This window comes from Streptomyces sp. CRN 30, from assembly GCF_034105845.1.
In genome coordinates this window covers 1-21590 of sequence record NZ_JAVRHI010000348.1, presented here as the reverse complement: position 1 = coordinate 21590, position 21590 = coordinate 1, and the positions used below count along the sequence as shown (strand labels likewise).

General features: G+C 74.0%; 21 protein-coding genes and 1 pseudogene. 7 read left to right on the top strand and 15 right to left on the bottom strand.

The window, feature by feature from the left end:
• Nucleotides 1–53: 53 nt before the first annotated feature.
• Nucleotides 54–1442, bottom strand: a complete 1389-nt coding sequence (locus UW392_RS37260; protein WP_320779656.1) for a glycoside hydrolase family 16 protein — start codon at nt 1440–1442, stop codon at nt 54–56.
• Between the two features lie 313 nt (nt 1443–1755).
• Here UW392_RS37260 and UW392_RS37255 point away from each other — a divergent pair, with 313 nt between their 5' ends.
• Nucleotides 1756–3096, top strand: a complete 1341-nt coding sequence (locus UW392_RS37255; RefSeq protein ID WP_320779655.1) for a 6-phospho-beta-glucosidase — start codon at nt 1756–1758, stop codon at nt 3094–3096.
• A gap of 28 nt (nt 3097–3124) precedes the next feature.
• Here the strand turns inward: UW392_RS37255 and UW392_RS37250 are convergent, their stop codons facing one another.
• Entirely contained in the window at nt 3125–4249 is a 1125-nt protein-coding gene (locus tag UW392_RS37250) for an ATP-grasp domain-containing protein (RefSeq protein ID WP_320779654.1), read from the bottom strand.
• 316 nt (nt 4250–4565) lie between these two features.
• Between UW392_RS37250 and UW392_RS37245 the strand changes: the two genes are divergently transcribed.
• Nucleotides 4566–5441 (top strand): metallophosphoesterase, encoded by an 876-nt coding sequence (locus UW392_RS37245; RefSeq protein WP_320779653.1) that lies wholly within the window; start codon nt 4566–4568, stop codon nt 5439–5441.
• A complete protein-coding gene (locus tag UW392_RS37240; RefSeq protein WP_320779652.1) occupies nt 5438–6142 on the top strand; it encodes a 4'-phosphopantetheinyl transferase family protein in 705 nt (234 codons plus the stop codon). The genes UW392_RS37245 and UW392_RS37240 overlap by 4 nt, the downstream gene beginning before the upstream one ends.
• A gap of 40 nt (nt 6143–6182) precedes the next feature.
• On the opposite strand, the gene UW392_RS37235 is transcribed toward UW392_RS37240, so the two are convergent.
• The gene (locus UW392_RS37235) at nt 6183–6410 is read right to left on the bottom strand and encodes a hypothetical protein (protein ID WP_320779651.1); all 228 of its coding nucleotides are present in this window, start codon (nt 6408–6410) and stop codon (nt 6183–6185) included.
• A 234-nt stretch (nt 6411–6644) separates the two neighbouring features.
• On the opposite strand from UW392_RS37235, the gene UW392_RS37230 reads away from it, so the two are divergent.
• Nucleotides 6645–7685: an alpha/beta hydrolase gene (locus UW392_RS37230; protein ID WP_320779650.1), complete on the top strand. Its 1041-nt coding sequence runs from the start codon at nt 6645–6647 to the stop codon at nt 7683–7685.
• Between the two features lie 14 nt (nt 7686–7699).
• Here the strand turns inward: UW392_RS37230 and UW392_RS37225 are convergent, their stop codons facing one another.
• Both UW392_RS37225 and UW392_RS37220 read right to left on the bottom strand, forming a co-directional pair.
• A complete protein-coding gene (locus tag UW392_RS37225; protein ID WP_320779649.1) occupies nt 7700–8248 on the bottom strand; it encodes a toxin-antitoxin system, toxin component in 549 nt (182 codons plus the stop codon).
• Nucleotides 8249–8280: 32 nt separating this feature from the next.
• On the bottom strand, nt 8281–8946 hold the full coding sequence (locus tag UW392_RS37220; protein ID WP_320779648.1) for a helix-turn-helix transcriptional regulator: 666 nt from the start codon (nt 8944–8946) through the stop codon (nt 8281–8283).
• Nucleotides 8947–9212: 266 nt separating this feature from the next.
• On the opposite strand from UW392_RS37220, the gene UW392_RS37215 reads away from it, so the two are divergent.
• Together UW392_RS37215 and UW392_RS37210 are read left to right on the top strand one after the other, a co-directional pair.
• A complete protein-coding gene (locus UW392_RS37215) occupies nt 9213–9884 on the top strand; it encodes a hypothetical protein (RefSeq protein WP_320779647.1) in 672 nt (223 codons plus the stop codon).
• Between the two features lie 198 nt (nt 9885–10082).
• Nucleotides 10083–10652, top strand: a pseudogene (locus UW392_RS37210) (proline racemase family protein); the annotation flags it as partial.
• Between the two features lie 13 nt (nt 10653–10665).
• On the opposite strand, the gene UW392_RS37205 reads toward UW392_RS37210, so the two are convergent.
• The 7 genes from UW392_RS37205 to UW392_RS37175 form a co-directional block, all read right to left on the bottom strand.
• Nucleotides 10666–11448, bottom strand: a complete 783-nt coding sequence (locus UW392_RS37205; protein ID WP_320779646.1) for an ABC transporter ATP-binding protein — start codon at nt 11446–11448, stop codon at nt 10666–10668.
• 31 nt (nt 11449–11479) lie between these two features.
• Complete coding sequence (locus UW392_RS37200; protein WP_320779645.1) at nt 11480–12259, bottom strand: ABC transporter permease; 780 nt, start codon at nt 12257–12259, stop codon at nt 11480–11482.
• A complete protein-coding gene (locus UW392_RS37195) occupies nt 12256–13023 on the bottom strand; it encodes an ABC transporter permease (RefSeq protein ID WP_320779644.1) in 768 nt (255 codons plus the stop codon). The genes UW392_RS37200 and UW392_RS37195 overlap by 4 nt, the downstream gene beginning before the upstream one ends.
• Entirely contained in the window at nt 13020–13991 is a 972-nt protein-coding gene (locus tag UW392_RS37190; protein WP_320779643.1) for an ABC transporter substrate-binding protein, read from the bottom strand. Before UW392_RS37190 ends, UW392_RS37195 begins: the two co-directional genes overlap by 4 nt.
• 135 nt (nt 13992–14126) lie before the next feature.
• Nucleotides 14127–15593, bottom strand: a complete 1467-nt coding sequence (gene proP / locus UW392_RS37185; RefSeq protein ID WP_320779642.1) for a glycine betaine/L-proline transporter ProP — start codon at nt 15591–15593, stop codon at nt 14127–14129.
• 313 nt (nt 15594–15906) lie between these two features.
• Nucleotides 15907–16896, bottom strand: coding sequence for a hypothetical protein (locus UW392_RS37180; RefSeq protein ID WP_320779641.1), 990 nt, complete (start codon nt 16894–16896; stop codon nt 15907–15909).
• Nucleotides 16893–17759, bottom strand: coding sequence for a phosphatase PAP2 family protein (locus UW392_RS37175; protein WP_320779640.1), 867 nt, complete (start codon nt 17757–17759; stop codon nt 16893–16895). The genes UW392_RS37180 and UW392_RS37175 overlap by 4 nt, the downstream gene beginning before the upstream one ends.
• A gap of 190 nt (nt 17760–17949) precedes the next feature.
• Between UW392_RS37175 and UW392_RS37170 the strand changes: the two genes are divergently transcribed.
• The gene (locus UW392_RS37170) at nt 17950–18603 is read left to right on the top strand and encodes a TetR/AcrR family transcriptional regulator (RefSeq protein ID WP_320779639.1); all 654 of its coding nucleotides are present in this window, start codon (nt 17950–17952) and stop codon (nt 18601–18603) included.
• Between the two features lie 159 nt (nt 18604–18762).
• On the opposite strand, the gene UW392_RS37165 is transcribed toward UW392_RS37170, so the two are convergent.
• The 3 genes from UW392_RS37165 to UW392_RS37155 form a co-directional block, all read right to left on the bottom strand.
• Nucleotides 18763–19746 (bottom strand): DUF2510 domain-containing protein, encoded by a 984-nt coding sequence (locus tag UW392_RS37165; RefSeq protein WP_320779638.1) that lies wholly within the window; start codon nt 19744–19746, stop codon nt 18763–18765.
• A gap of 76 nt (nt 19747–19822) precedes the next feature.
• Nucleotides 19823–20977 carry an anhydro-N-acetylmuramic acid kinase gene (locus tag UW392_RS37160; RefSeq protein WP_320779637.1) on the bottom strand — a complete coding sequence of 385 codons (1155 nt, stop codon included), beginning with the start codon at nt 20975–20977 and terminating at the stop codon, nt 19823–19825.
• 10 nt (nt 20978–20987) lie between these two features.
• The coding region (locus UW392_RS37155; RefSeq protein WP_320779636.1) for an MFS transporter at nt 20988–21590 on the bottom strand (603 nt) is incomplete at its 5' end.

The following is a 21590-nucleotide window of genomic DNA, read 5'->3' as shown; positions in this document are numbered from 1 at the left end:
CACGCGCGCGCGTGCGACCCGCCCTTCGCCGTACTCGCTCCGGAGGTGAAGCCTCAGCGGGCGAAGCCGAACCAGTTCACGTTCACGAAGTCCTGCGGCTGACCGCTCGTGAAGGTGAGGTAGACGTCATGGGTTCCGGTGACGTTGCCGATGTTCGCGGGGATCGTCCGCCAGGACTGCCAGCCGCCCGTGCCGCCCACCGAGAAGCTGCCGATCGGCGCGCTCGTCCGGCTGCCGAGGCGCACCTCGACCAGTCCGCTCACCCCCGCGGGGGCGCCGCTCGCGACCCGCGCGCGGAACTGGGTGGCCGGCGAGGACCCGAAGTTCACGCCCTTGTACAGGGCCCAGTCCCCGTTGGCCAGGGCGCCGATGTTCTGCCCGCCGCCGCTGTCGGTGGTGGCCTCGGTGAACGTCCCGCCGTGGCTGTCGTAGGACTCGGCCTGGATGGTGCCGTACGCGTCACGGCTCGGCGGCGGCGTGGTGCCGCCCCCGCTGGAGAGCACCTGCACGTAGTCGACGACCATCGAGTGACCGGGCACCGTGGCCGCGTCCGGGCCGCCGCCGAAGGCGTCCACGAAACCGCCGCCCATCGCCACGTTCAGGATGACGAAGTACCCGTGGTCGGTGGCGTTCCGCCAGGTCGTCGCGTCGACCTGGTTGGCCCGCACGGTGTGGAAGTTGTTGCCGTCGAGGTAGAAGCGGATCTCCTCCACGCTCGTCGAGCGGTCCCACTCCAGCCGGTACGTGTGGAAGCCGCCCTGGCAGGTGGTGCCCTGGCAGGTGGTGGAGGAGCCGATGCCGGAGGTCTCGTTGCAGGGGCCGCCCGGGCTGGTGCCGCAGTGCATCGTGGCGTGGACGGTGTTGAGGCCGTTGGCGTTCTCCATGATGTCGAGCTCGCCGACGCCCGGCCAGTTCCAGTAGTTGCCCCGGTGCGGCGCGCCGAGCGCCCAGAACGCCGGCCAGTAGCCGCGGGCCGCGGCACCGGAGACGTTCGGCAGCTGGATGCGGGACTCGATGCGCAGCTTGCCGCCCGCCGGCGGCTGGAAGTCCGTGCGGACGGTCTCGATGCGGCCCGAGGTCCAGTTGCCGGCGGCGTCGCGCCGCGGGGTGATGCGGAGGTTGCCGTTGCCGTCGAGCGCGACGTTGTTGGTGCTGTTGGTCATCGTCTCGATCTCGCCGGTGCCCCAGTTCGAGGGCCCGCCGGGGTAGCCGGTGCCGGTCGCGTACTGCCAGTTGGCGGTGTTGACGCCGGTCCCGGCCGCGCCGTCGAAGTCGTCGACGAAGAGCTGCGTCCAGCCGGACGGCGGCGTGGGCGCGGACGCCTCGGCCACCGAGGCGCCGGCCGCCGCGAGGCTCAGCGCGCTGACGACGGCGAGCAGGGCGCGCCGCAGGGGGCGGCGTCTGCCCGGGGTGGGTGCCGTGCGTGTCGTGGGGGTTCTCATGGGGACCTCTCCAGGAAATGCGGGGGTGAGGTGCGGGGACGGGGTGCGGGAAGGGATGCCTTGAGAGCGCTCTCACAGAAGGCTGCGGGGCTCAATGTGCTCCCGGTCACCCGGGCCGTCAAGAGGTGAAGCAGCGAAAGTCCTCGCCGTGGCGGCGAGTTCACACCTTGAACCCGGTTCGTGCCGGATGGCGCCGTGGAGGGCGCCGGACGACGGTCCGTGCCGCCTGGGCCGCCCGTCCGCCCGTCCGGGCGGCCCGGCGGGTAGCGTCGGTCCGAGGTGATCAGGACGGACGGCGAAGGCGGGAAGTGGCGTGAGGCTGACGATTCTGGGCGGCGGCGGGTTCCGGGTGCCGCTCGTGTACGGGGCGCTCCTCGGTGACCGCGGCGCGGGCCGGGTGACGCAGGTCGTGCTGCACGACCTGGACGCGGGGCGGCTGTCCGCCGTGACCCGGGTCCTGGCGGAGCAGGCCGCGGGGGTCCCCGACGCGCCCGAGGTGCGTGCCACCACCGACCTGGACGAGGCCCTGCGCGGCGCCGACTTCGTCTTCTCCGCGATCCGTGTCGGCGGCCTCCAGGGCCGGGCGGACGACGAGCGGGTGGCCCTCGCGGAGGGCGTCCTCGGCCAGGAGACGGTCGGCGCGGGCGGCATCGCGTACGGTCTGCGCACCGTGCCCGTGGCCGTCGACATCGCGCGCCGCGTCGCCCGGCTCGCCCCGGACGCCTGGGTCATCAACTTCACCAACCCCGCGGGGCTGGTCACCGAGGCCATGGCCCGTCACCTCGGCGACCGGGTGATCGGCATCTGCGACTCGCCGGTCGGGCTGGGCCGCCGGATCGCCCGGGTGCTCGGTGTCGCCGACCCGCGCGAGGCGTGGATCGACTACGTCGGGCTCAACCACCTGGGCTGGGTCCGCGGCCTGCGCGTCAGGGGCCGCGACGAGCTCCCGCGCCTGCTCGCCGACACCGCGCTGCTCGGCTCCTTCGAGGAGGGCCGGCTGTTCGGCCCCGACTGGCTGCGGTCGCTCGGCGCGGTCCCGAACGAGTACCTGCACTACTACTACTTCAACCGGGAGGCCGTCCGCGCCTACCAGGAGGCCGAGCGGACCCGCGGCGCCTTCCTCCGCGACCAGCAGGCCCGCTTCTACGAGGAGGCGGGCCGCCCGGGCACCGGGGCGCTGAAGGCATGGGAGGACACCCGCGCCGAGCGCGAGGCCACCTACATGGCGGAGAACCGCGAGACGGCGGGCGCGGGCGAACGCGAGGCCGACGACCTCTCCGGCGGCTACGAGAAGGTGGCCCTCGCCCTGATGCGGGGCATCGCCCGCGACGAGCGCGCCACCCTGATCCTCAACGTCCGCAACGGCCGCACCCTGCCGGTCCTCGACACCGAGGCCGTCATCGAGGTGCCCTGCCTCGTCGACGCGAGCGGCGCGCACCCCTTCTCCGTGGATGCGCTGCCCGGCCACGCCACCGGACTGGTGAGCGCGGTGAAGGCCGTCGAGCGGGAGGTCCTCGCCGCCGCCGAGTCGCGCTCCCGCCGGGACGCGGTGAAGGCCTTCGCGCTGCACCCGCTCGTCGACTCCGTGCAGGTGGCCCGCAGGCTCGTCGACGGCTACACCGCGGTCCACCCGGGCCTCGCCTACCTGCGGTGAGCGCCGGACCGGGCCTGCTGCCAGGCTCTCAGACGGCCAGCGGCCTGCCCGCGGACGGGGAGTGGGCCGGGGCGGCGAGGGTGCCCGTGGCGGTGACCGGGGGTCCGTCCGGGCGCTGGTACGGCAGGGCGACCGGGCGCAGGGGACGGGTGCCGGAGACGACCGTGTAGTCCTGGCCGAGGCGCTGCGGGTGCAGCTCGCCCGGGTCCTCGCCGAGGGCCAGCCGCACCGCCGCCCAGGGCGCGTTGAGGCCGCACAGGGACAGCTGGTGCAGGCCGCCCGCCGGGCGGGTGTTGACGTCCATGAGGACCGGCTCGTCCCCGAACACGCGGAACTGGATGTTGGTGAGGTAGTGCAGGCCGAAGCCCTCCGCGATGCGGCGGGCCGGCTCGATCCACGAGGGGTGGAGCGTGAAGCCGCGGCGGCGGCCGTTCTTCGTGCGGCCCACCGCCATGCGTACCCGCCCGTCGGGGCCGGTCAGGCAGTCGACGGACACCTCGGGCTGCTCCAGCCGGGGCATGACCAGCCAGTCGACCGGCTCCCCGGCCTCCCGCACCGCCGCCACGACCAGGTCCAGCGGCACGTACGGGCTCGGGAACCCGGTGAGGTGCGTGAGGGAGAACGGGGACCGCGTCAGGACCCGGAAGCCCACCCCGCCCGCGCCCGACGCGGGCTTGAAGCACGCCGTGTGCCCGGCCGCCTCCAGCTCCTCGACGGCGCCGAGGAGCTGGTCCGCGTCGCGCACCCGGTGGTACGGCGGCACCGGCACCCCGAGCGCCTCCACCGCCTCGTACGCCGTCACCTTGTCCGCGAACACCTGCACGGCCTCGGCGGGGGGCGCCAGCAGGACCGTGCCCGCGGCGGCGAACTCCGCGCGGTGCGCGGTGACGGCCGCCTGGTGCAGCCGGGGCACGAACACGTCGATGCCCCGGCGCCGGCACTGGTCGAGGGCGTACTCCACGTACGCGGCCGAGGAGAGGCCCTCCGGCTCCAGGTCGGCGGTGTCGGCGGCGGCCGGTACGGGGGAGTCGGGGTCGCCGTGGGTGGCGTGGATCTCGACCGGACGCCCCTGCGGATTGCGTCTCAGCTGATCCATGAAGAACACGTTCTCCGCGTACGTGCGGTTGAGCCAGACGCGTACGCGAGAGACCATGCAGGCCGCCTTTCGGGCATGCGCGGGCACGGCGGAGCAGGCCGTGCCCGGCCAGGGGGGAGGGAGGTACGCCGAACCGCCGTACGCGAAGGGAGCGGCGTGGCGGTGGTGTTGGGGCGATCATAAGGCCACGCGCACCCCTGCTTCTGTCACGCGCGTGTTAATCCTCGCTCAGCGGTGCGACAGCGGTGCGGCGGGCGGCCCGAGCGGGCACCGGTGGTGCGGCCGAACCCGTCCGTCGTCCGGCTGTTCGCTTGTCCGGCGGCACACCCGTGTGTTCTTGTGTGATCGACGGGTACGTGGAGGGAGCGCGAGGGTGGAACCGAAGGCCGGCCGCACGGGGAATCTGCTGGCCATCAGCGATCTCCACGTCGGATATCCCGAGAACCGGGCGCTGGTGGAGAAGCTGCGCCCCGAGAGTGACGACGACTGGCTCCTGGTGGCCGGGGACGTCGCCGAGACCGTCGAGGACATCCGCTGGACCCTTCAGACCCTCGCCGGCCGTTTCGCGCGCGTCGTCTGGGCCCCCGGCAACCACGAACTGTGGACCCACCCGAAGGACACCGTCACCCTGCGCGGGGTGGCGCGGTACGAGCACCTCGTCGCGCTCTGCCGGGACCTGGGCGTCACGACGCCCGAGGACCCCTACCCGGTCTGGGAGGGCCCGGGCGGCCCGGCCGTGATCGCCCCGCTCTTCCTGCTGTACGACTACTCGTTCCTGCCCAGGGGCACGACGACGAAGGACGAGGGCCTGGCGTACGCGTACGGCACGGGGGTCGTCTGCACCGACGAGCAGCTGCTCCACCCGGATCCGTACCCGAGCCGGGACGCCTGGTGCCGGGCGCGGGTCGCCGAGACGGAGCGCCGGCTCGCCGAGCTGCCCGCGGACCTGCCGACGGTACTGGTCAACCACTACCCGCTGGACCGGCATCCGACGAACGTCCTGCGCTACCCCGAGTTCGCGATGTGGTGCGGCACCCGGCTGACCGCCGACTGGCACCGCCGCTTCCGCGTCACCACCATGGTCTACGGCCATCTGCACATCCCGCGGACCACCTGGCTGGACGGGGTGCGCTTCGAGGAGGTGTCGGTGGGCTACCCCCGCGAGTGGCGCCCGCGCCCGCAGCCGCCGGGACGGCCGCGCCGCATCCTGCCGGCGCCCGCCGACACGGACGGAGGCCGCAGCCGGTGATCGAGGAACTGCTCCCGCAGTCGGTCGTGGTCGTCGAGAGACACGAGGGCGACGGCGTGGACCCGGCCGGTGACACGGTGCTCTTCCCCGCGGAGGAGGCGCTCATGACGCGGGCGGTGGCCAAGCGCCGCCGCGAGTTCACCGCCGTACGGGGCTGTGCCCGGCGCGCCATGGAGAAGCTGGGCGTGCCCGCGCAGGCCGTCCTGCCCGGGGAGCGGGGCGCTCCCGTCTGGCCGGCCGGGCTGACCGGCAGCATGACGCACTGCGAGGGCTACTGCGCCGCCGCGCTCGTCCGCGTCGGCGACCTCGCCTCCCTCGGCATCGACGCCGAGCCGCACGCGCCCCTCCCGGAGGGCGTGCAGGACGCGATCGCCCTGCCCGCCGAGCAGGTCCGGCTGCGCCGCCTGGCCGCCGACCGGCCCGGAGTGCACTGGGACCGGCTGCTGTTCAGCGCCAAGGAGTCCGTCTACAAGGCGTGGTTCCCGCTCACCGGCAAGTGGCTGGACTTCTCGGAGGCCGACATCGACGTGTCCGCGGCTCCCGGCGCCCGGACGGGCACCTTCCACGCCCAACTCCTCGTGCCCGGCCCGGTGGTGGACGGCCGGCGCGTCGCGTCCTTCGACGGCCGCTGGATCGTGCGGCGGGGCCTGGTGGCCACGGCGGTGTCGGTACCGTTCGCGCGCGGCGCGACCCCCGGCTGAGGGGCGGCGCCCGCGTGACCGGGCCGGAGCCCCGAAGCGCTCAGACCTCGGGGCACCAGCTCCGCAGCAGCCGGAAGAACTCCTCCTCGTTGCCCGCGAGGCCGGCCGCCGCCAGTGCCTGCTCGGCCTCCGCCAGCGCGGCGGTCGGCACCACCGGTGGTCGGTCCTGGTCCGGCGGACCGTCGAAGGCGGCCCGTACGGTCCGGGTCAGCCGCAGGTAGGCCTGGACGGCGGCGCGTTCACGGTCGGTCAGTACGGCGGTCTGCATCGGTCGGCTCTCCCCTGGTCGGACGGGTGGATCGGCACCTGCGCCCCCGGCGCGGCGGTGGCACGGTCCCAGCTTGCCGCCCGCCACTGACAATCCCGTTTCCGTCCGGGGAGGTTCGCCCGCTCAGCGGAGGGGAATCCTCACGAAACCCCTGGAAAAGCGGGCGTTCTACGCTTGGAGCGCCGGAAGAGACGCACTCGGCCGCCGCGGCGGCCCGGGATACGGGAGGGGCCCGTGGACGAGGCACCGCACCGGCGCCCACTGCGTGCCCGTCTGCGGTCGGTCGCCGACGGGGAACTGGAACTGCGGTACCGCGTCGTGCACGGCTACCGCCGCGCGTACCGCCTGGTCGGGGAGGGACCCCCGCTCGTCCTCATCCACGGCATCGGGGACTCCTCGGCGACCTGGGCCGAGGTCATCCCCGACCTCGCCCGCGGCCACACCGTGATCGCGCCCGACCTCCTCGGCCACGGCGCCTCCGACAAGCCGCGCGCCGACTACTCGGTGGCCGCGTACGCCAACGGGGTGCGCGACCTGCTCACCGCGCTCGGCATCGAGTCGGCCACCCTGGTCGGGCACTCGCTGGGCGGCGGTGTGGCGATGCAGTTCGCCTACCAGTACCCCGAGCGCACCGAACGGCTGATCCTGGTCAGCGCCGGGGGAGTCGGCCGTGAGGTGAACACCGTGCTGCGGGCCGTGTCACTGCCCGGGGCCCCGCTGCTGCTGGCCCTGCTGACGCTGCCCGGGATGCGGCTGCAGGTGGAGCTGTTCGCGCGGCTGATGCGGTTCCTGGACACCGACCTCGGGCAGGACGCGCCCGAACTGCTGACCATGGTGGACGCGCTGCCCGACGCGACCTCGCGCAGCGCCTTCGTGCACACGCTGCGGAGCGTGGTCGACTGGCGCGGCCAGGCGGTGACCATGCTGGACCGCTGCTACCTGACCGAGGGCATGCCGACCATGCTGCTCTGGGGCGACCGGGACAGCGTGGTGCCGGTGCGGCACGCGTACCGCGCCCACGAGGCGATGCCCGGCAGCCGGCTGGCGGTCTTCGAGGGGGCGGGCCACTTCCCGTTCCACAGCGACCCCGCCCGCTTCCTCAGCCTGGTCGAGGACTTCGTGCACACCACGCTCCCGGCGGACTGGAACCGCGAGCACTGGCGGGAACTGCTGCTGACGGGCCGCCCGGCGACGGCGGCCGGCCGGCCCGACACCGCGCACACCCGCGCCGTGGCCGAGGACCTGAAGGAGGCGAGCGAGCGCAGCGCCACCTGAAGCACCGCGGGGTCTCAGCCCTGCGCCCCGTGGTACCCCAGCGACGTCTCGATGCGGCCCGCGAGGTGATCGCGCTGCACGGGCCCGCGCAGCGACGAACCCGCCAGCCGGGTGCGGCACTTGCTCGCCAGCAGCAGCCCGAACGCCTCGGCGTCCCGCTCGTGGCCCGCGTCGAAGCGGGTGCGGGCCGCGACCTTCAGCACCGTCGCCCGCAGGTCCGCGTCCTCGTCGACCAGCCGCGCCGCGACCGCGGCGGCCGGGGCGCCCGCGGTGCCCTCGACGTGGTGCCCGTGGTGCCCGGCGTGCAGGTGCCACAGCTCATGGCCGAGGATCACCAGCTGGTGGTCGGGCGCGGTCCGCTCCTCGATGACGATCAGGTCCTGGTCGGCCATGTCGAGCCACAGCCCGCTGGCGGTGCCGGACGGGAAGGCGGCCATGCGGTGCCGCACAGGACGGCCGCGGCGTCTGCTCATCGCGTCGCACAGCGCGGTGTGCAGACCGGCCGGATCCTCCGGCGCGATGGGCGGGAGCCCACCGACCAACTCGCCGCACAGGCGGCGCATTTGCCTTCCGATGCCCACAGTTCTCCCCCGGGTCAGGACTCGGGCCGCTTGACGCTCTCCAGGAGCATGTCGAGCCACTCCGCCACCTTGTCGCGGTGCTGGTCGGTGGGCAGCTGGGCGGCCCGCCAGGCGATGCCGCGGACACCGTGGTCCTGCAGCAGCCGCTCCAGCGGATCGTCGGCGGCCCGCTCACCGGGGGCGGCCGCGCGCTCCTGGCCGGCGAGCTGCTGCAGGAGCTCCTGCTCGGTGCGCGTGAGCGCGCTCGCGAGCGCCTCGGGGTCCTCGGCCGTGAGGAAACCGGCGTGCACCCGGAAGAACCGCTGGATGGCGTCGCAGTGCTCCATCGTGGGCCGCCGGTCGCCGTTGATCAGGGCGCCCGCCTGCTGGCGCGACATGCCCGCCCCGTCGGCGATCTCCTGCTGGGTGTACTTGCGGCCGCCCGGCTTGAGACGGGTGCGGCGCAGCAGGTCGAGCCGTTGCAGGAAGCGGGCCTGCACGTCCGGTTCCCCGGCCGGCCTGCCGTCCAGCAGGGCCTTCACCACGCCCTCCGGCACACCGGAGGCCACCGAGAGGCGGTGGCCGTCGAACACCTCGTCACGTGACACGCCCAGCCGGTCGGCGAGCGCGGCGACACGGGCCACGACGGCCGGCAGCAGCACCGTCGCCGCGGCGTCCGGAACCTCGAAGCCATCCGTCACCGACAGATCTCCCACGTCTCTCTTCCAAGCCAATCTCATGATGGAGCGGAACGACCCGGGACGCGAGGTCGCCGGCGCCGGCAACCACCGTGAACTGCACGGAGATTAGCCCCGAAGGCGAACCGCCAGCCAGGTATCGCCACAACTGTGGCGGGATCCAGCCGTCGACCGACGCGGAATGCCACGATAGTTGACACGACTCGGGCGGGGGCAGCAGGATCAAGACGCCACGTGAAGGCCGCAGAGGCAAGAGGGGTGACCTCCCGATGGCATTTCAGGCAGGAGGGCAGCGGTCCGTACCGCGGCCCGTCCCCGACAGTCCCGAGGCACGTGCGTACCTGCAGGACTACGCCACCTATCTGGAGGCCGTCCCCTTCCCGTCCGTCGTCTTCGACCACCGCTGGGACGTCGTGCTGTCCAACAGCGCGTACGACCGGCTGTTCCACGGCGTCGGCCCGCACCCGACGGCCATGCCGGAGGACAACTTCCTCAGATTCGTGCTCTTCCACCCCGACGCGGCGAGCGTGCTCGGCGAGCACGAGTCCCGCTGGTGCCTGCCGATGCTGGCCGGTTTCGCCGCCGCGGTGGAGCGCCACGGGCAGGACCGCGGCCTGCAGTCGATCCGCCGGGACATCGCCCAGGACCCCATCATGGACGCCGCCTACCGCCAGGGCGTGCCGCACTGGATCCGCGCGGTCGGACCGGCCGCCGCCGAGGACGACGGTGCCGTGCGCCCGCTGCTCCACCCGGACCCGCGGTGGGGCAGAACCGACTGCAGGGTCGTCGGCGAGACCCCGAAGACCCTGCAGGAGCTGGGATACGCACGCATCACGCTGGTCCTGCGCGAGGCGCGGCGGCCGGCGGCCGGTCCGCGCGGCGCCCGCCGCGACCGGCGTAACGCGAGCCATCTGAGCGTGGTGCCCGCGCCGCAGCGTTGAGGCACCTTCCCGGAATCCCGACACCGCCGGCGTTCAGGTCGCCGGCGGCGTCGGGGTCCACCCGCTCCTCCCCGGTTGCCCACGCCCCATTCCCACACGCTGTGCCATGTGCCACAGTGAAGCCGTGAGCACACCGCTGACCTGCGATGTCGTGGTGATCGGAGCCGGGATGACGGGTGCCGCCTGCGCGCTGTACGCGTGCCGTCCTTCTGCGACGGCCTCGACCGCAGGGCCACCCTCGCCGACGGCCGCACGGTGACCTACGACCTCGCGTACGGCGGGAACTACTACGCGATCCTGCCGCTGGACGCGTTCGGGCTGCCCTTCGACCGCTCCCACAAGGACGAGATCCTGACGGCGGCGCTGGCGTTGATGGCCGCGATCAACGAGGAGGACGCGCCGGTCCACCCCGAGGACGACTCCATCCGCGGCTGCCACCACGTCCAGCTGCTCGCCCCCGGCTCGACGGCCCGCCACTCACGGCACGCGATGGCCATCCACCACGGCTGGTTCGACCGCTCGCCCTGCGGTACGGGCACCAGCGCGCGCATGGCCCAGCTGCACGCCCGCGGGGAACTGCCGCTGGGCACCGAGTTCGTGAACGAGTCGTTCACCGGCACCCGCTTCACCGGCCGGCTGCTCGGCACGACCGAGGTCGCCGGGATCCCCGCCGTGCTGCCGAGCTTCACCGGGCGCGCCTGGATCACCGGCACCGCGCAGTACCTGCTCGACCCGACGGACCCGTTCCCCGCCGGGTTCGTGCTGTGAGGGCCGCCGGGCACTACCGCCGGCCGGCCGCCCCCCGCTTGGCCGCCTGCACCTGCGCGTACACGTGCGTGCGCAGTTCGGCGAAGCGCGGGGCCACGCGCGTGTGGAGCTGGTCCCGCGCGTCCGGCAGGTCCACCGTCAGCTGTTCCCGTACGACGGTGGGGGAGGCGGACAGCACGATGACCCGTTCGCCCAGGTAGACGGCCTCGTCGATGTCGTGGGTGACGAAGAGGACGGTGACGGAGCGCTCCCGCCACAGCATGCGCACCAGGTCCTCCAGGTCGGCGCGGGTCTGGGCGTCGACCGCCGCGAACGGCTCGTCCATGAGCAGCACGTCCGGCTCGTACGCCAGCGCGCGGGCGATGGCCACGCGCTGCTGCATCCCGCCCGACAGCTGCCAGGGGTACGCCCCGGCCGCGTCCGCCAGGCCCACCGACTCCAGCGCGTCGGTGACCAGCGCGCGTCGCCGGTCCTTCAGCAGCTTCTTCTGCTTCAACGGCAGTTCGACGTTCTCGGCGACCCGCATCCAGGGGAACAGGCTGCGCCCGTACTCCTGGAAGACCACCGCCATGCCGGGCGGCGGCCCGGTCACCGGCCGGCCCCGCAGCAGGACCTCACCGGCCGTGGGCGTGAGCAGTCCCGCCACGCACTTCAGCAGGGTGGTCTTGCCGCAGCCCGATGGGCCGACCAGGCAGACGAGTTCCCCGGCGCCGACCGTGAAGGTGAGGTCCCGTACCGCCTCCACCCGGCGGCCGGACCCCTCGTAGACCTTCGCCAGCCCCCGTACGTCCAGCATGACCCGCCCCCTCGCGTTGTCGCGGCACGTGTCACGGCGACCGCCGCGAGGACGCGCGCAGACCGTGGTACCAGCCGAGCATCCGCCGCTCGACCAGCTGGAACACCAGCGACAGCAGGAAACCGAGCAGCCCGAGCAGGAGGATGCCCGTCCACATCCCGGGGATCGCGAACTGGCGCTGGAACTGCACGACGGTGAAGCCGAGCCCGTTGCTGGCCGCGAACATCTCGCTGATCACCATCAGGATGACGCCGACGGACAGCGCCTGCCGCGCCCCCGTGAGGATCTGCGGGCTCGCCGAGGGCAGCACGACGTGACGCAGCCGGGCGGCCCCCGTGATGCCGTAGCCGCGGGCCGTCTCGCCCAGCACGGGATCCACCGCGCGGACGCCCTCGACCGTGTTGAGCAGGACCGGCCAGACGCAGCCGCTCGCGATCACGAGGACCTTCATCGTGTCGCCGATGCCCGCGAACAGCATGATGACCGGCACGAGGACCGGCGGCGGCACCGCGCGCAGGAACTCCAGCACCGGTTCGCAGACCGCCCGGACCCACCGGTACGAGCCGATGACCGTGCCGAGCGCGATGCCCAGCACGACCGCCAGCGCGTACCCGGCCAGCAGGCGCAGCAGGCTCGGCGTGACGTCGGCGCGGAGCCGGTCGGCCGTCCACACGTCCGGGAACGTGGTGAGGATCGTGCGCAGCGGCGGCCAGTAGACGTCGGTGCTGCCGGCCGACGCCAGCCACCAGAGCGCCACCAGCAGCGCGGGCAGGGCGAGGGCGAGCACCAGGCCCAGCGCCGGGCGCCTCACAGCGCCACCTCCCCGCGCACCGACTGGTGCCAGGCCAGCGCCCGCCGCTCCACCGTGCGCGCGCCCGTGTTGATCAGCAGCCCGAGCACCCCGGTGACGACGACCAGCGCGTACATCTCCGGCACCGCCTGCGAGGTCTGCGCGACCGCGATGCGCGCACCCAGCCCCGGGGCGCCGATGACGAGCTCGGCGGTCACCGCCAGGATGAGGGCGACCGCGGCGGCCAGCCGCACGCCCGTCATGACGTACGGCAGGGCCGTCGGCCACAGGACGTGCCGGACCCGCGCCCAGGGCCCGAGGCCGTAGGCGCGGGCCGTCTCCTCGGCGACCGGGTCGACGTCCCGGACGCCGTACAGGGTCTGCAGCAGCACCTGCCAGAACGACGCGTACACCACCAGCAGCAGCACCGAGCGCAGCTCCGTGCCGTACAGCAGCACCGCGAGCGGGATGAGGGCGACCGACGGGATGGGGCGCAGGAACTCGATGGTGGAGGCCGTCGCCTCGCGGAGGTACGGGACGACCGCGATGACGACTCCGGCGACGACCCCGGCCGTCACCGCGATCGCCAGCCCCAGCGCCCATCCGGTCAGCGTGGAGCCGAGCGCGGTCCAGAAGGCGCCGTCGCCGAGTTCCCCGGACAGCGCGTCCGCGACGCGGCTGACCGGCGGGAAGTACTCCGCGGAGACGATGCCGAGCCGCGGCACCGCCTCCCACAGGGCGAGGAAGCCCGCGAGGCCGGCCGCGCCCGGGGCGGCGTCCTTCACGGCAGCAGCGCGTCCAGGTCGGGCGTCTCCCGGAAGAACCCGTCCTCCTCGCCCAGCTCCCGCAGCGCCTCGACGGAGGCGCGGTTCGCCTCGGCGGGCCACTTGGGGAGGGTCACCCGTTCCAGGGTGGCCGCCGGGATCTTCGTGTACGTGGTGACGATCGCGCGGACCTCGTCCGGGTGGGCGTCGGCGTAGGCGAGGGACTCCGCGGTGGCCTCCTGGAACGCCTGGACCAGCTCCGGGTTGTCCTGCGCGTACTGCGCGCTGGTGAAGTACATGGCGACGGTGAGCTCGTCGGCGATGTCGACGAGGGACGAGGCGATCTCGGTGCCGCCCTGTGCCTTGATGGTGGCGAGGGCGGGTTCGACGACCATGGCGGCGTCGACCTGGCCGGACTCCAGGGCCGCGGGCATCTGGTCGAAGGCCAGTTCGACGAGTTGGACCTCGTCCGGGTCGCCGCCGTCCTGGCGCACCGAGTTGCGCACCGCGGTCTCGTTGATGTTCTTCAGCGTGTTGACGGCGACCTTCCTCCCCTCCAGCTCCTTCGGCGACTTGACGGGGCTCCCCTTCTTCACCATGAGCCCGCCGAAGTCCTCGCCCTCCACGCCGGACGAGGAGGCGCCGTTGACGACGGCCTTCACGGGCACGCCGCTGCTCTGCGCGACCATCAGTGAGGTCATGTTGGAGAAGCCGAACTGGAACTGGCCGCTGACCACCCCCGGCACGATCGCCGCGCCGCCCTGCGCGGGGCTGAGCGAGAGCCTCAGTCCGCGCTCCTCGAAGAAGCCCTGCTTCTCGCCCAGGTAGAGGGGCGCCACGTCCACGATCGGGATGATGCCGACCTCGACGGTGGTGACGCCCGCAGGCCCCTCGTCCGCGGGCTCGGTGCGGTCGGAGCCGGACGAACCGCAGGCCGGTAAGGCGGCCAGTACGGCGCCGGCGGCGAGGCCGGCGAGCAGACGACGCATGACTCCTCCTGGAGGGATCCCCGATGTTCCTCGACAGGCTGTGCGTACGTACGGGTGTGCTGGGACGGACCGCGGTGCTCAGCGGGAACGTAAGGCCGCCGCTTCACCCGGGTCAATGCCCGTGCCGTACGGGTGTCAGCGGGGCCAGTAGCGCTCCTGGGAGAAGCGGTAGAGGTCCTGGGAGGAGGTGATCAGCTCCCGCTGCTCCTGCCGCGAACCGACCATCGGCTGCGAGCCGTGCAGCGGCACCTGGGCGCTCTCCGGCAGGAACTTCACGGTGATCAGACCGATGACACCGGCCGCCATCAGGTAGTAGGCGGGCATCAGGGTGTTGCCGGTGACGTTCACCAGCGCCTCGGTGACCAGCGGTGTCGTGCCGCCGAAGGCCGCCACGGCGATGTTGAAGCCGATGCCCATGGCCGCGTAGCGCACGGCGGTCGGGAAGAGCGCGGGCAGTGTGGCGGCGCTCGGCGCGGCGAAGCAGGCCAGCAGGGTGGAGAGGATCAGCACCCCGGCGATCGGGGCCCAGGTGCCGTCCTGCCGCAGCAGCAGGAAGGACGGCAGGGCCAGCACGATCATCGCCACCGCGCCGACGGCGTACAGCGGCCGCCGCCCGACATGGTCGCTGAGCCGTCCGAGGAAGGTGATCAGGAGCACGATCCACAGCATCCCGATGAGCACCAGGAGGTCGGCGAAGCCGCTGGAGCGGTCCAGGGTCTCCGTCTGGTAGGTGACCAGGTAGCCGGTGACCATGTAGTTGGTGACGTTGTAGAGCAGCACCAGGCCCATGCAGACCAGCAGCGGCCGCCAGTGGTCGCGGACGATGGTCTTGAACTCGCTGCCCGCCGAGTCCTGGGCGAGGCTCTTCTCGTGCTCGTCCAGCTGCTGCTGGAAGGCCGGGGACTCCTCGAGCTTGGTCCGCATGTACAGGCCGATGATGCCCAGCGGGCCGGCGATCAGGAACGGCAGGCGCCAGCCCCAGGAGAGCATCTGCGCCTCCGTGAGCGCCAGGTTCAGCACGGTGACCAGCGCCGAGCCGAGGGCGTACCCGGTGAAGGTGCCGAAGTCCAGCCAGCTGGAGAGGAAGCCGCGGCGGCGGTCCGGTGAGTACTCGGCGACGAAGGTGGTGGCGCCGCCGTACTCGCCGCCGGTGGAGAAGCCCTGGACCATCCGGGCGAGCAGCAGCAGGATCGGGGCCGCGATGCCGATGGTGGCGTAGCTGGGGATCAGGCCGATCGCGAAGGTGCCGACCGCCATCATGATCATGGTGGTGGCGAGCACCTTCTGCCGGCCGATGCGGTCGCCGAGCGGACCGAACACCAGGCCGCCCAGCGGGCGGACGACGAAGGCCGCGGCGAAGGTGGCGAAGGACGAGATCAGCTGGGCCCCCGGCGAGGCGCCGGGAAAGAACACCTTGCCGATGGTGGCGGCGAGGTAGCTGTAGACACCGAAGTCGAACCACTCCATGCAGTTGCCGAGCGCCGAGGCGCTGACCGCGCGTTTGAGCAGGGGGCCCTCGACGACCTGGACGTCCTCCTCGCGGAAGCCCCGCTTGGTGCGGCGGAGCCGGCGGGCCAGCTCCTCCCGGACGTGCCGCGGCATGTTCGCGACCGTCGGGGGCATCCTCACCCGCTTCCGGGGACCGGACGGTTCGTCGACCACGTTGCCGCCTTTCTGTTGCGTCACTACTGTTTGCCTGAGTGAATCATTCTGCGCCTCTTTGATCGTTCGGCGCACGCCGGGGCTGCTGCCCAGGGTTCCTCCAGACACACCTGAGCTCAGCGGTCGCCGCCCGCGGGCCGGTCGGGGCGGGGTGCCGTGCGCGGTCGTGAGACGGTGCCGAGGGCGTTCCTGGTGTGAACGGCGGGGGAGGAGGGCCGGGTCCGGACGCCGTGTCGGAACGGCGTCCGGGAGCTCACGGGCAGGTGACCCGTTCCGGGGACGGCGACGGTGACGGTGACGGTGACGGTGACGGGGGCGAGGACGGTGACGGGGGCGAGGGCTGCCGGGGCAGCGGTGACGGCTCGCGGCGAGCCGGCTCGGGGTGCAGGGCGAGCACCGCCGCCACCGGGTGACCGCCGTCCGCCGGGCGGGGCGCCCGCGTCAGCAGGAGCACACCCCAGGCGGCCAGGCCCGCGCCCGCCAGCGCGACGAGGACGCCGACCACGCCGCCCCGCACCTGCTCGCTCAGCAGCGCGAGGCCGATCGCCGCGGCCGCCACCGGGTTGGCCAGGGTCACCAGGGCGAGCGGGGCGCCCAGACCGTCCCGGTAGGCGGTCTGCGACAGCAGCAGTCCGCCCGCCGCGAACGCCGCGACCAGCACGGCCACCACGATCACCGATCCGTCGAACGGCGAGCCCGAGCGGTCCGTCGCGGCCACCGTCACGGTCTGGGTGAGCGCCGAGGCGACACCGGAGGCCACGCCGGACGCGGTCGCGTGCCGCAGTCCCGGCCGGGCGCCGGGCCGGGCCAGCAGCCCGACCAGCGCAGCCGTCGCCCCGGCGACCACCAGTGCCTCCGGCACGCTCAGCACGTCGTCGGGCGCGGGCCCGGAGGCGGCGACCAGGATCGCGGCCAGCCCGGCGAGCGTGAGCGCGATGCCCCGCCACTCCGCCGTGCCCACCCGCCGCCCGGCCAGCCGCGCCCCCAGCGGCACCGCGGCCACCAGCGTCAGCGCGCCCAGCGGCTGCACCACGGTGAGCGGCCCGTACTTCAGGGCCACGACGTGCAGCAGGGCGGCCGCCGCGTTCAACGCGACCGACCCCCACCAGGCCCCGCTCGCCAGCAGCCGTACCGCTCCCGCGCCGCCGCTGCGGGAGGCGATCCGCTCCTGGGCGACGGCGGCGCCGGCGTACGCCACCGCCGAGACCAGCGACAGGACGACGGCGAGGAGGGCGGCGCTCACCGGCCCGCTCCCGCCAGTGCGACGCGCTCGGACGGCAGGGAGCGTCGGGCGGGCCCGGCGCCGGACGTCGCCGGCGAGGCCCACCGCAGGGCCGCGAGGGCGAGGCCGAGCAGCGCGGTGACCACGAGCGAGTCGAGCCAGTAGTGGTTGGCCGTGCCGACGATCACCAGCAGGGTGACCAGCGGGTGCAGCAGCCAGACCCACCGCAGGCGCGACCGGGTCGCGGCGATCAGGCCGACCGCGACCATCAGCGCCCAGCCGAAGTGCAGCGACGGCATCGCCGCGAACTGGTTCGCCATCGTGTCGGCCGCCGGCGCCGCTCCGTACACCGTGGGTCCGTACACCCGTCCGGTGTCCGCGAGGCCCGGCTCGCCGAGCATGCGCGGCGGGGCGAGCGGGAAGGTGAGGTGCAGCACCAGGGCGGCGGCGGTGACCAGGGCCAGCGCCCGGCGGGCCCACACGTAGTGCCCGGGGCGCCGCAGGTAGAGCCAGACGAGGAAGGCGACGGTGGCGGGGAAGTGGACGAACGCGTAGTAGGTGTTCGCCGTCTCGACCAGCCAGTCGCCGAGCCCGTCGCCGCGCAGCAGCAGCGACTGGACCACGCTCTCGTCCGGCAGGTGCAGGAACCGCTCCCACGTCCACACGTGGCGGGCGTTGCGGAAGGCCTCGCCGGTGTGGTCGTTCGCCAGCAGCCGGCCGGACTTGTAGACCAGGAAGAGGCCCGCGACGAGCAGCAGCTCCCGTACGAGGGGCGGGCGCGGCGCGGCGGACCGTGCGGGTGCGGGCGGGGGCTGCCGTCGTGCGGGCGCGTCGGGCGCGGGTGCGTCCGGCGCCTGTGCCGACGGCTCGGTTCTGGTTCCCATCCCCGGCCCTTCGCTCGGTTTTCGTGCCGGCCGGTCCGCCGACGTCTGGTGCTGGCCGCCGTCGCACGGGTACGCAGCAGCGGTACAGCTCGGTACCGATACGGGGCGGTTTCGATACGCCAGTGTACCGATACGCGCTCGTATCGGTACACTGGCGTATCGAACGCACGGAACGAGGGGGCGAACAGGGATGACGTCGCAGGCCACGGACGGTTCCGAGCAGGTCGTCGCCCCCCGCCGCTCCAAGCTCACGCCCGAACGGGAGCGGGAGTTCTTCGACGCCGTGCTCGACCAGATCCGCGAGTGCGGCTACGAGGCGGTGACCATGGAGGGCGTGGCGGCGAGCACCCGGTGCAGCAAGTCCACGCTCTACCGGCAGTGGCGGAACAAGCCGCAGTTCGTGGCAGCCGCCCTGCGCGCCAGCCGCTGCCCCCGGTTCGAGGACGCCGACACCGGCTCCCTCGCCGGGGACCTGCGGGTGGTGGCACGGGAGGGAGCCGCCTGGTCCGGGCGCGACACCCGGCTGCTGCAGGCGCTCGGCCACGCGATCACCCAGGACGAGGAGCTGCGGCGCGCGCTGCGGGACGCCCTCGTCGAGCCGGAGGTCGCCGCGCTGCAGCGGATCCTCGACCGCGCGGTCGAGCGGGGCGAGGTCGCCGCGGACCACCCCGCGCTGGAGTACGTGCCCGCGCAGATCCTCGGGGTGCTGCGGGTCCGCCCGGTCCTGGAGGGGCGGTACGCGGACGAGGCGTACCTCACCCGGTTCGTGGAGGCCGCGGTGCTCCCGGCGCTCGGACTGGGCGGCACGGACGCGGGGGACGCGCCGTCGGGGGACGGCACCTAGACCCGGGCCGGCGTACGGGGGATGAACGGACGCCGGCCCGGCCGCGCCGCACCGTGGGGACGGGGGCGGCGCGCACCCCCCGGCCGGGTGGGGCCCTTCTCGAGCGGGGAGGGGCTTCACCCGGCCGGACACCGTCCGGGCCGGGCGGCGGGCGGACCGTCAGACGTCGCGTCCGCTGCCGCCGCCGGAGATCTCCTCGATGCCCTCGCGTATCTCGTCGATCACGGACTGGCCCGGGCCCGAGTCGCCCACGTCCACGCCGAAACGGATCACCACGAGCCGGTCGGGGTCGGCGGGTGCCGGGACCACGAGCGACTCGACGTACCCGTCGGCGCCCTGCTCGGTGACGACCTGCCAGCGGACCGCCCAGCCCTGCTGCCCGGCCACGGTCGCCGCCTTCGAGAACAGCTCCTCGTGCGAGGTGATGCTGCCGTAGCTCGCGCCGCCGTAGGACTCCTCGGCGTTGCGCGCGATGTCCTCCTCCGCGGCGGCCTCGGCCGTGGTCGCCTCCACACCGAGCGCCTCGGCCGGTGCCGAGTACGCGCCGCCGGGCGTGCACGTGCTGGAGGTGTCGCCGGGGCAGGGGTAGCCGTCGTCGGCGGTGATCCCCACACCCGTCGTCGTGATCGTGGCCGACCAGTCCTCGGGCAGGGGAAGGCCGATGCCGTTGACCGTGTCGAGGGCGAGCCCGTCCTCGACCCCCGGCTCCGTGGGCTCGCCGGGCCCGCCCCCTCCCGGACCGCCCGGGCCCGGGTCGCCGCCCCGCTCGTCACCGGGCCCGCCCCGGCCGTCCGGACCCTGGGAGGCGGAACTCGCGCTGCTCCCGCCCCCGTTCGCGGTGAGGACGTACACGCCCACGCCCACGCACGCCAGGACGACCGCGGCCACGCCGACGGCTATGCCGGTGCGCAGCCCCTGCCGCCCGGCCGGCGCCGGGTGGGCCGGGTAGGGCGGGACAGCCGGGTAGGGCGCGTACGGGCCGGCGGCCGACGGAGGGCCCGGGGGACCCCACGCCGCGCCGGCCGGGGCGGCGGGCCGGATCCGGTCCGTCCACGCGGTGCCGTCCCACCACCGCTCGGTGGCGGGGCCGTCATGTGTCTGACCCGGGTCGGGGTACCAGCCGGGAGGAGTCGCCTGCGTCATGGCATCACGGTATGAGGTGAGGGTGAAAGAGGGATGAGAGGGGCCCCGGGATCCTGCTTCCCCTTCCCCGGCCCGCTCACTCCACCACCAGCCGCACCGGCGCCCGTTCCGCGCGCGCCACCGCCGGCAGCCCGTCGCGTCCCGGGGTCACCGACCCCAGCGGGCTCGCGTGGCGCGCCCCCGTGCTCACCGGCTCGGTGCCCGGCAGCCCGTGCACCGTCAGGAACCCCAGGACGGCGAACGCGTACGCCTCCTTCGCGGTGGCCGGCAGCCCCAGCGCGTCGGAGATCCGCACGGGCACCCCCGGCAGCTCCTCGCCCAGCATGCGCATCAGCACCGGATTGCGGGTGCCGCCGCCGGAGGCGATCACCTCGGTGCCCCGTACGGAGCGCACCGCGTCCGCGACCGTACGGGCGGTGAGCCGGGTGAGGGTGGCGACGACGTCCCGCGCGGGCAGCCGGGGGAGGCCGGCCAGCGCGGCGCGCAGATAGCCGCCGTGGAAGAGCTCCTTGCCCGTGGTCCGCGGCGCGGGCAGCGCGTAGTACGGCTCGTCCAGCAGCCGGGACAGCAGCGGTCCGTGCACGGTGCCACGGGCGGCGAGGGTGCCGTCCACGTCGCAGCGCAGCCGCCCGCCGGTGTGGTCGCGCACCGCCGCGTCGATCAGCGCGCAGGCCGGGCCGGTGTCGAAGGCGGTGCCGTCGGGTGCGGTGAGGTTGGCGATGCCGCCGAGGTTCAGCGCGACCGGGGTGCCCGGCCGGCCGCGCAGCCACAACAGGTCGACCAGGCTCACCAGGGGAGCGCCCTGCCCGCCGGCGGCGATGTCGCGCGGCCGGAGGTCGGCCACCACCGGCAGCCCGGTCGCCTCGGCGATCCAGGCGGGCTGCCCGAGCTGCAGGGTGCCGTGCACCGTGCCCCGCCCGGCCCCGTGGTACACGGTCTGGCCGTGCGAGACCACCAGCTCGGCCCGGCCGCCGCACAGCCGGCCGTCCGCCTCCCGCGCGAGGGCCGCGAAGGCCTGCCCGATCAGCGTGTCCAGCCGGCACACCTCGGCCAGCGTGGTGCCCGCCGGGGGCAGGGCCGCGGCGAGCGAGGCGCGCAGCCCGTCGGCGTACGGCTCCGCCAGGTGCCCGAGGGGGCGCAGGGTGAGCGTGTCCCCGGTGAGCTCCAGGTCCGCCGCCGCGGCGTCGACGGCGTCGTACGACGTGCCCGACATCAGCCCGATCACCCGCACCGCGCCTCCCTCAACCCTTCCCGGGCACCCGCGCGGCGCGCGACGGCAGCAGCGCGAGCGCGCTCACCGCGCACGTCGCCGCCGCGTAGTACGCCGGGGCGTCCAGGTTCCCCGTCCGCGCGATCGTCTCCGTGATGATCAGCCCCGCGCAGCCCGAGAAGACCGCGTTGGACAGCGAGTAGGCCAGCCCCAGTCCCGTGTACCGGACGGTCGTCGGGAACATCTCCGCCAGCATGGCCGGGCCCGGCCCCGCCATCAGCCCGACCACCGCGCCGGCCCCGCACACCGCCGCCCCCTTGACCGCGGCCGACGTCCCCGCGTCCTGCACCACACCGAGCAGCGGCAGCGCCAGGACCGTCACCAGGACCGCGCCCGTCAGCATCACCGGGCGCCGGCCGACGCGGTCGCTGAGCCACCCGGCCGGGAGGATCGTGGCCGCGAAGCCGAGGTTGGCCAGCACCGTCGCCACGATCGCCTGCTGGAAGGTGGCGTCCAGGCTGCTCTGCAGATAGGAGGGCAGAACGACGAGGAAGGTGTAACCGGCCGCCGCCCAGCCCATGACGCGCGCGGCGCCGAGGGCGATCGCCGCCGCGACCGCACGCGGCGGCGGGCG